Source organism: Spirochaetota bacterium (assembly GCA_038043445.1).
Lineage (GTDB): Bacteria > Spirochaetota > Brachyspiria > Brachyspirales > JACRPF01 > JBBTBY01.
Genome location: JBBTBY010000136.1, coordinates 1 through 9039 on the forward strand (window position 1 = coordinate 1; position 9039 = coordinate 9039).

7 protein-coding genes are annotated in these 9039 nt (G+C 55.6%); 5 read left to right on the forward strand and 2 right to left on the reverse strand.

Translation table 11 applies throughout. The features are described 5' to 3' along the window. Positions 1 to 116: 116 nt before the first annotated feature. The 5 genes from AABZ39_18010 (at position 117) to AABZ39_18030 (ending at position 4465) form a co-directional block, all read left to right on the forward strand. Positions 117 to 1367 carry a YihY/virulence factor BrkB family protein gene (locus AABZ39_18010; protein MEK6796676.1) on the forward strand — a complete coding sequence of 417 codons (1251 nt, stop codon included), beginning with the start codon at positions 117 to 119 and terminating at the stop codon, positions 1365 to 1367. Beyond that, the gene (locus tag AABZ39_18015; protein MEK6796677.1) at positions 1364 to 1687 is read left to right on the forward strand and encodes an MGMT family protein; all 324 of its coding nucleotides are present in this window, start codon (positions 1364 to 1366) and stop codon (positions 1685 to 1687) included. Before AABZ39_18010 ends, AABZ39_18015 begins: the two co-directional genes overlap by 4 nt. A gap of 11 nt (positions 1688 to 1698) precedes the next feature. Then, entirely contained in the window at positions 1699 to 2553 is an 855-nt protein-coding gene (locus AABZ39_18020) for a hypothetical protein (protein MEK6796678.1), read from the forward strand. Further along, positions 2553 to 3848 carry a tRNA (N6-isopentenyl adenosine(37)-C2)-methylthiotransferase MiaB gene (gene miaB, locus AABZ39_18025; GenBank protein MEK6796679.1) on the forward strand — a complete coding sequence of 432 codons (1296 nt, stop codon included), beginning with the start codon at positions 2553 to 2555 and terminating at the stop codon, positions 3846 to 3848. The genes AABZ39_18020 and miaB overlap by 1 nt, the downstream gene beginning before the upstream one ends. A gap of 368 nt (positions 3849 to 4216) precedes the next feature. Continuing rightward, on the forward strand, positions 4217 to 4465 hold the full coding sequence (locus tag AABZ39_18030) for an FtsX-like permease family protein (GenBank protein MEK6796680.1): 249 nt from the start codon (positions 4217 to 4219) through the stop codon (positions 4463 to 4465). Positions 4466 to 4593: 128 nt separating this feature from the next. Here the strand turns inward: AABZ39_18030 and AABZ39_18035 are convergent, their stop codons facing one another. Together AABZ39_18035 and AABZ39_18040 are read right to left on the reverse strand one after the other, a co-directional pair. Beyond that, entirely contained in the window at positions 4594 to 6885 is a 2292-nt protein-coding gene (locus AABZ39_18035; GenBank protein ID MEK6796681.1) for a carbohydrate binding domain-containing protein, read from the reverse strand. A gap of 44 nt (positions 6886 to 6929) precedes the next feature. Next, positions 6930 to 9039 (reverse strand): hypothetical protein (locus tag AABZ39_18040; GenBank protein ID MEK6796682.1); only part of this gene is annotated, 2110 nt, incomplete at its 5' end.

Here is a 9039-nt window from a genome sequence, read left to right on the forward strand (position 1 = left end):
GTCCCGTCACCCCCTGCTGTCAATCGAAAATGCAACGCCATTCCGCATATACAGTACCGTCACGTTGACATCCCCGACGTTTGTTCTATACTGGAACAGAGAAGGATGTCAGACCGATGCCCTCACCCCGCTCATCGATAGTATCATCGTTGTCGCACCTGCCGACGCCCGTCCGCAACGCCATCTATCTGTCCGCGCTTTTCTTCCGTAAATTCTACACCGACCGCGGCCTCGGATACGCATCGATACTTTCCTACATCGTGATAATCACCTTTGTACCGCTCGTTTCTCTCCTCCTTGTGCTCGGAACGAAATTCATTCGCGGGGAACATGAGATAGCGATGATAACCGCGGCGCTCCTGCCGAACCTGCTCCCGGAAACGGGGGTGGCCATACGCGATTATCTCATGCAGCTCATTCATTCCCGCGAATCCGCGGTGACATTGTTCAGCGTACTCCTTACCCTTGTCAGTATCGCCACCGGTGTGAACACATTGCAGAACGTGTTCGATGTCATCTGGAAAAAACGGACGACAGCGTCGTTCGTACGCCGATATCTCGTGCTTATCGGCATACTCATCGTGTCCGTTCCCTCGCTCGTGCTCATCGCCGCGGCAAGCAGGTTCATCGCGCTGCAGAACTATGCGTTCAAGATCATATTCATGAATATGGCAAGTGTCGGAACGCTCGCGGTCATTTTCATGATGCTGTTCTTTCTTTACTATATCCTCCCAAGCACGCATGTCCCGCGCCGCAACGCGCTCCTCGGCGCAGGCTTTGCCACGATCGTGTGGTTCATATCGAAATCGGCTTTCCTTCTCTACGTACATCATTTCGCCACCTATGACCGCATGTACGGCTCACTTTCGGTGATACCGGTGTTCCTCCTCTGGATATATATCAGCGCGGCGTGCATCATCGCCGGGTGCCAATTCACCTACGTCATCACGTTCCGCCGCAATCTGCTCCTTTCACGCGATCATACAAAACGATTCCGGACTTACGCGAATTACTTCCTCCTGCGCATACTGCATATCGTGAACGAAGAACACCGCGCATCGCGCTCGCCGACGCCGGTATACCTTATTGTGAACGGCATTGAATGCCCGTTCGAATACTGCAAAACGCTCCTCTCGCGGCTTGTCCGTAAACGGATGCTCATACGCACCCTCCGCGGATATATGCCGCGGAAAGATATCGCATCCCTTGCGATCGGGGACATCCTCGATACGATCGGCATTGCGCGCTATGAGCTGCCGCCGAGACGCAAAGACCGTTTCGATGCGCGTGTGCGCCGCCTGTTCGCATCGCTCTCGGCATCCCGAAGCAAGCCGCTTTCCGGCGTTCACTTCAGGAGCCTTGTATGAAGCGCGAGCGGGCACCGAATTTCTACCGCCGGGTATATGCTGAGACGAAACGCATACCGCGGGGGAAAGTGACGACGTACGGCACCATCGCACGTGTGCTCGGGTCATTCCGTGCCTCCCGCGCCGTGGGTTATGCGCTCATGCATACGCCGATGGACGAGAACATCCCCTGGCAGCGCGTCATCAATGCACGCGGCACGATAAGCATCGGCGGTAACGCGGACCGGCCGGCCGTGCAGAAACGGCTTCTCGTGCGCGAGGGCGTGCATTTCGACAAGAGCGGCACGGTCGATATGAAAAAATATTTCTGGGAACCGTAGGCAGGGAGCATATGGGATTGTTCAGCGGCAAAGAAATGACCGATATCGAGATAAAGGCGATACTCGGCAAGCTCCGTGAGGAGTATATACGCTCCGCCGAAACGCACGGGGCATCGCTCTTTAATGTCGAGGCGCTCAATCAGCGTTACCTCGAGGCGCTGCGCAAGCGCGTCGATATCAAGGTGTTCCTCGCCGCGGAAGTGCAGGCATACAATGAGATCGTGCACCGTATCGCGGAAAAAGAATCCGAGGTGGTGCGCGCCGCCGAAGCCGAACAGAAAAGGGAAGAGGAGTCATTCTCGCGCAAGGCGGACGATATCCTCGATAAATTCGAGAAGATGATAGAAAAATATCCGTCGATAGAGATGTCGCCGCATTCATCGAACGAGATCAATCACCTCTACGGCGGGCTCAAGGAATTAGCCGGCTGCGTGGCCATCGTACGCTCATTGTTCACCGGGACCGGCGACTACTCGCTCGAAATGGCGGCAAAAGCGCTCGATGAGCTCTTCACCCGTCACACGACGGAGATAGGCGACCGATTTCCCGATCTCTTTCAGGATTATATCCTCGCGTTCCTCAGGCCGAACAGCGAATCGGAAGCGAAAAAAATGGAACAGAACACGCTCAAGGAATGCGGTTTTTTCCTGAACGATTCCGTGACGCGCTTACAGGAACTCGTTGCCAACAGCGATATCGTCCAGCCCGGCGCACCGGTGACGATACCGGAACTTATCGAAAAGGACTATCCCCGCATCGCGAAAACGTTCGCCGGCAAGACGCGCGGCGAAGTGCTCACCGGGGCGCTTGCTTATGCCGAGGCCATGGTACGCGATTTCCGCCTCGCCAGCTTCAAGAAATCCTGATGCCGGCGCCGAACACCTTCTTCATAGAGACCTACGGCTGCCAGATGAACAAGGCGGACAGCGCATCCATACGGGCGCTGCTCATCGAGCGCGGCATGCACGAATCGAATGAAGCATCGTCAAGCGATGTCGTCATCATCAACACCTGCGTCGTCCGGGAACATGCTGAAGAACGCATCTACGGGCGCCTGGGTCATTACCGTCATATCAAAGAGCGCATCAATCCGCGGCTCAAGGTCGTCATCACCGGCTGCATATCACGCTTTTCACGCGAGCGGCTCATCAGCGAATATGAAGTGGACATCGTCGCTGATGTCTACCGGCAGGCGGACCTTGCCGACCGCATCGCCTCGGGGCTGTGGGAAGAGCGCACGCTTAACGAGAACGGCCCCTATCGCTTCAAGCCGTCGGAGATCGACCCCGCGCACCCCTTCAAGGCGTTCGTATCGATAACGCACGGCTGCGACAATTGGTGCAGCTACTGCGTGGTCCCGAAAGTACGCGGACCCATGGTGAGCCGCGCATCGCAGGACATCATCGCGGAAGTGAAACGCCTTGTTGAGAACGGCGTGAAAGAAATAACGCTCCTCGGACAGAACGTGAATTCGTATGGACAGGATATCGATGATAAATCGTTCGTCGATCTGCTCGTATCGCTTAACGGCATCATGAACAACGGCTGGCTGAGGTTCCTCACCTCACATCCGAAGGACTTCTCACGCGAGCTCGCGGACGCCGTCATCGACCTCCCCTCTGTATGTGAACATGTGCATTTGCCGGTGCAGAGCGGGAGCGACCGCATACTCACGCTCATGCGGAGGAAATACACACGTGCGGACTATATCGAGAAGGTGAGCTGGCTTCGTGCTCGGATGCCCGATCTTGCGCTTTCCACCGACATCATCGTGGGGTTCGCCGACGAAACGGATGCCGAGTTCGAAGAGACGCTCTCGCTCCTCCGCGAGATACGCTTCGAGGACGCCTATCTCTATCACTACTCGGAACGGGAGGGATCGCTCGCCGCGAACGAACATATCGAGTACGATGCTGCAGCGGCGAAAGCGCGGCTATCGCGCCTCATAGACGTGCAGCGCGCCTTCGCGGCGGAAACATTACGCCGCTCCATCGGCAAAAAAATGAAAGTCCTTGTCGACGGGGTGGCCCGTGACAAGGACAGCCTTATCGGAAGGAGCCGCGAGAACCGCATGGTCGTCGTGCCGAACACGCATCGCATCGGCGATATCATTTCAGTAACGGCGACGGAACTTCGCGGCCATACGTTCATCGCCGTGTAATAGGGATAGGACTTTTCATTTTCTACAGCTCTACCTGCCATGCCCGCCAGTATACCACCCGCCGAATTCCTGTCAAATCGGACCGCATCCCCATCCGCTGCGTTTCCGCATCGGGTCATTCTATCTCACCCGCCCCGCTTTTTCGTGCTGTTTGGATACCCAACGGGCGATTCCCGCGTTATTTTATTTTCGGCGCATACACCTCTCCCGTGCGATACTCTCATGCATCGGCAAATTCACTCACATAGATCCTTCTCCGTCATCACCGGAATCTCCGCGATTTCAAGATAGTCATTCCCGAGGAGCTCTTAAAGCAGCATCGGGAGACATAGCGCATATTCGACATCGTCTTTGGGTGCATCGCAGGCATATCGCTCCTCGTAGGCGGCATCGGCATCATGAACATCATGCTCGCATCGATACTTGAGCGTACGAAGGAGATAGGTCTCTGCCGCGCTGTGGGCGCAAAAAAGATAGAGATACGCCTGCAGTTCCTGCTCGAGGCGGTTCTCCTTACGATACTGGGCGGGCTGCTCGGCATCGTGCTTGCGTTCATCATCTCGGCGGTGATAACGCTTATCTGGCATATGCCCACGCGCGTTACGCTCTCATCATGAGTGCTGTCGTTCACGATATCCGCGCTCGTCGGCATCGTGTTCGGGTTCTTTCCCGCGAAGAAGGCGGGGGATATGAACCCCATCGATGCGCTGCGCTACGAGTGATTTTCGACGCTGACTGACCCGTGCTATTCCAGTAAAAGCGGCGAGGATGACACCTTTATCGATACGGCACCGGTTATTGCACGAGTGCCGCCGTAAAGATCCTTCGCTTTCGTAAGACCCCAGGATGGATTCAGCGGGAGCTCCGCTTCCTTCTCTGGATTCCAGACAATGCTCGCACGATACCCGTTGTCTCGCGTTACTTTCGCCGTCCACGTTCCATCCGCATCGCAGGAAAACGCGTTCATCACTGCGCCCACGAGCCATTCATTAACGCTGCGGAAGGCCTCGCTCATGAACGGTTTATCGCCGGCGACCGTATTATCCTTCTCATTGATCTCGTACCCGCCCATGAATTTGTTGTCCCATGCATAGAAGATGAATCGATCGACACCCATGCCCCACGACAGCACGAAATGGCGCGCGAGATAGTCCGCGGCGGTCCGCGGCTGAATTGCCCTGTCATAACCGAAGGCTTTTGTCGGCTGTATCGTTTCGGAATGGATGGTCCATCCGGTTTCGGTGTTCCAGAGCTCGCGGTCGGCGATGCCGTGCTTTGCCATTATTTTCTGTACACGGTGTATCTCAAGCATCTCGGACTCAGGCGTTCCGGTCTGTCCCGCCGGATAGAAATGATACCCGACGATATCGCATGCGTCCTTGCCCCCTTTCGCGAGGAATGAATCGAGATAATCCGAGGCATGGACGATGCCGGCAGAAACGACTTTCGAACCGGGGTCGACCGCCTTAAGGACACGTCTCGCCGTCCGGGTAAGCTCGACGAGGTCCTCGACCTTGCCGGAAAAAAATAACATATCATTCGGTTCGTTCCAGACCTCATAGTACCGTATCTTTCCCTTGTAGCGTTCGCTGACGGTGCGAACATAGTTCTTCCAATCCTCGATATCCTTCGGTTCGGCAACGATGCCCGGAAGGTGATGATACGCGGCTTTATCGTTCGGCCGCGCGGATGCCCATGCGGGTGTATTCCACAACATCATGAGGGGTTCAACATCATGCTCTATGGCAAGGGCGACACAGCGGTCAAGCGCGGTAAAATCCCAGCGTCCCTTCACCGGTTCAAGCTGCGACCACATGGAGAAGTAATCCAGTAATCGCCATGTCTTGAACGGCACATTCGGCCATGGCGTCGTCGTATTCGCCCTATGCAGATGATTCCCGATATAGGTCGGCGGTATCTTTACTCCCGGCGTTATGAAGTTGGTGAGGTTCGCCGCTTCCCCGCGCATCTGCCTGCATGAAATGTCATCGATGAACAATGTGCCGCTCGCTTTCATCGAAATGAACACGCCCGCATCCGTATCGTTCACCGGTGCGATATCCTCGACGACACATTCCTGCCACTCCGGGGAGATGGTGAATCGCCGTTCCATGTAGGTCGTATATGGCGCGGGTTTCTTGCGGAGCTGTACATATACCGGCAACGCGGTCTCCCCTTTCATCCAGAGTGCGATGCGGTATGTCTTGGCCCTTCCCATCACAATGCTTTCCAGGGACCGGAACACTACCGCGCCTCCTTTGAATTCCGTGCATTCGACCTTCTGCGCACATTTTCCCGAATGAGGCGTCAGCGTGTCGGCAGAATAGGCGACTTTCACCGGCGCCCATGAGGAATCGTCCATCCATCCATTGGCAATGCCGTTCTGTTGCGCGGTTTGCTCAAACCCATTGTTGCCGAGCATCTCGATATCAAAGCGGTCGGGCAAAGCTTCCTGCAGTGTGAGGACAGCCGGTGTTTCGATCATTGCTTTTTGCGAAAGCATCACACTCACATCGTCAAGCCAGAGTGCACTCTCTTCAAGCAGGTTGAACATGAGACCCGTATCCGCAGGATCGGTGTTCGGCGGCAGCGTCAGTGTGAAGATATGCTCTCTCCATACCTCGTCGAGCGGTACGGTCGTTTCGAAATAAGCGGTATACGGCGCGCCGACTTTCCTGAACTGCGCCTGCAGGGGTTTCGTTCCTGTCTTGCCGCGCACCCAGAACCTGAATTCCACCTGCATGCCCGGTGTGACCGAGAGCGCCTGCCAGAACTGGAAATGCGCCGTTTTCACCACCCTGGTCATTGATATCCGGAAGCAAAGCTTTCCGCTATGAGGGGATCCCGCATCGAAGTCCGCAGTGACTTCGTTTTTCGCCCAGTTATTTGCCGACCATGACTTGTCGGCGCTGTCCTCAAACCCGGGATTCTTCACAAGATTCTGCGAGTACACTGTCGATACGCAGACCGCTGCGATACACAACGGTATTGTCCGCTTCAACGCTGCGTGAAGAGAAACAAAAATATGGCTCTCCATGTCGTTCCCCCTGAGACATATAGTCAACTATACAGCATATCCATTCATTTTTGCAATAGCCCGCGCATCGATTTTCGGTATAAATCGAAATCCCAGGACATGGCGACATGCTCCTCGCCGCCGCCGTATTTCTGCGCGCGGAACGTATAGCGGGGCCCGGACGTGACATTCACATAGTGATTACACATCGTTTCTTCGCCAACCGACCATTCGATGAGGAGATACGTTCCCGCATGTTTCGGGATATTTCCGAGCACTTTCGCGCCGTTCGCGTCAAGGGCATAGGCGCCGCGTATGATGACCGTATCGCGTTCGATGTTCTTGATCTTCCAGGCACCGGTCACTTTCTGCATAGTGTCATTGACCGCAACGAGTTCACGCTTCGCGCCGTCCTCCCGGATCATAAGGCAGAGAGGTGCCTGAGCGCGCTTTATATACTCATACGCGATCTTCTTCTCGAAATAGTGATCCACAACGGCGTCGGAGAATTGCGGCCAGCAGTCGATCATGTTCCACCAGATGATGCCGGTCTTCCCCGCCCGCACACCCGCCTCCCGAGCCGCCGCCCCGAGCTTGTCGAGGTGGGAGTCGAGGGAAGGCTTGCGCGAGCGGAAATGCTCGATGAAATATTTCTTCGCCTCCGCCTGCGTTATCTGCGATGCGAGGATGAATTCGTCGATATCGTCAAGGTTCACCGAGCCGCCGAAAAGGTTCTGCACCTGATCGCGCATGAGATAATTCCGTTTTTCCATACAGCCTGTTTCACCGCGGCGGGCGAAATCGGCTGCGTGCACTATCCATTCGTCATTATTATAGTCTCCCCACACCTTCCCCTTCGATAAAAATCGCTCCATGCTCTTCTTCGCCGGCATGCCGTGATATCCTATCTCGCTCGCGAAGATCGCGGTATTCTTCGCATAGAAATCCGCCTTGAAATAACCTCGCGGACCCCAGAGATGCTGTTCGGGCGTGTCATCCTGCCTTTTTTTCAGATAATGCTCATCGGGTATGAACGGCGAACTTGCCAAGTACGATCGATAGGGGTCATGCTGCGCCACAGCTTCCTTCAGCACGCGCCGCGAAATGATATTGTCGGAAGGGAGTATGGTCGGCACACCGTAGCGGGCGTAGAGGAATCTGTCGATCTCATTATCGCCGGCCCAGAGTGCTATCGACGGGTGATGACGAAGCTTTTTTATTATCACTGCTGCTTCGTTCTCTATGATGCGCTGAAAACGTTCATGCTGCGGATACATCGCACAGCCGAGCATGAAATCCTGCCAGACGAGTATGCCGTACTCGTCGCACCAATCGTAGAATGCATTGCTTTCATAGACGCTCCCGCCCCATACGCGGACGATGTTGCAGTGCGTGTCCCGGAACATGCGGAGTATCCCCGGCACGCGCTCTTCATCGCATGCATGGAGCGCATCCACCGGGACCCAATTGCTCCCGCGGACCATTACCGGCTCGCCGTTGCAGATGAAGGCGAAACGGTTCTTCGCGCTGTCAACGGCATCGCAATGGAAGTCGAGATGAAGCATGCGCAGTCCCGCACGCGTATCCCATGCATCAACAAGCGCGCCGTCGCGGAACAATCGCACCGTGATCGCGTAGACGTTCTGTTCGCCGTACCCGAGCGGCCACCAGAGCTTCGCATCGTTCACGGCGGCATACCATTTCCCGAACGGCGACTGCAGCTTCATCCGAAACGCGAATGTGCTCTCGGCGCACGTGCCTGATACTTCTATTTCATATCGTTCCGGATCGATCGCTGGTTTTATCCTGCAGCCGAACGCGATGGCTATATCCGCACGGTTATGGACCGCATCGATGGACCGTGTCGCGAGAAAAAAATCGTCGGGGAGTATCTCCTCTTCACAGCGAATGCGCAATTGCACCGGCCGCCATATTCCGCCGAAAAGGATGCGCGGGGCGATGTCCCATCCGAACGTATGCTGCGCTTTGCGGACATAGAGCGGCGTTTTATCCCAATATTGCCCCATCTCAAGCGCCGTCGTGCCCCATGTCTCCATGCGGGCGGCGGCGAAATCGATAACGTTCCTGATATGTACGGTAAGCGAATTCGCCCCGGGATGAATATTCCCGGTGAGGTCGAATGCATGCGGGATGAACATGTTCTCTACCGATGTA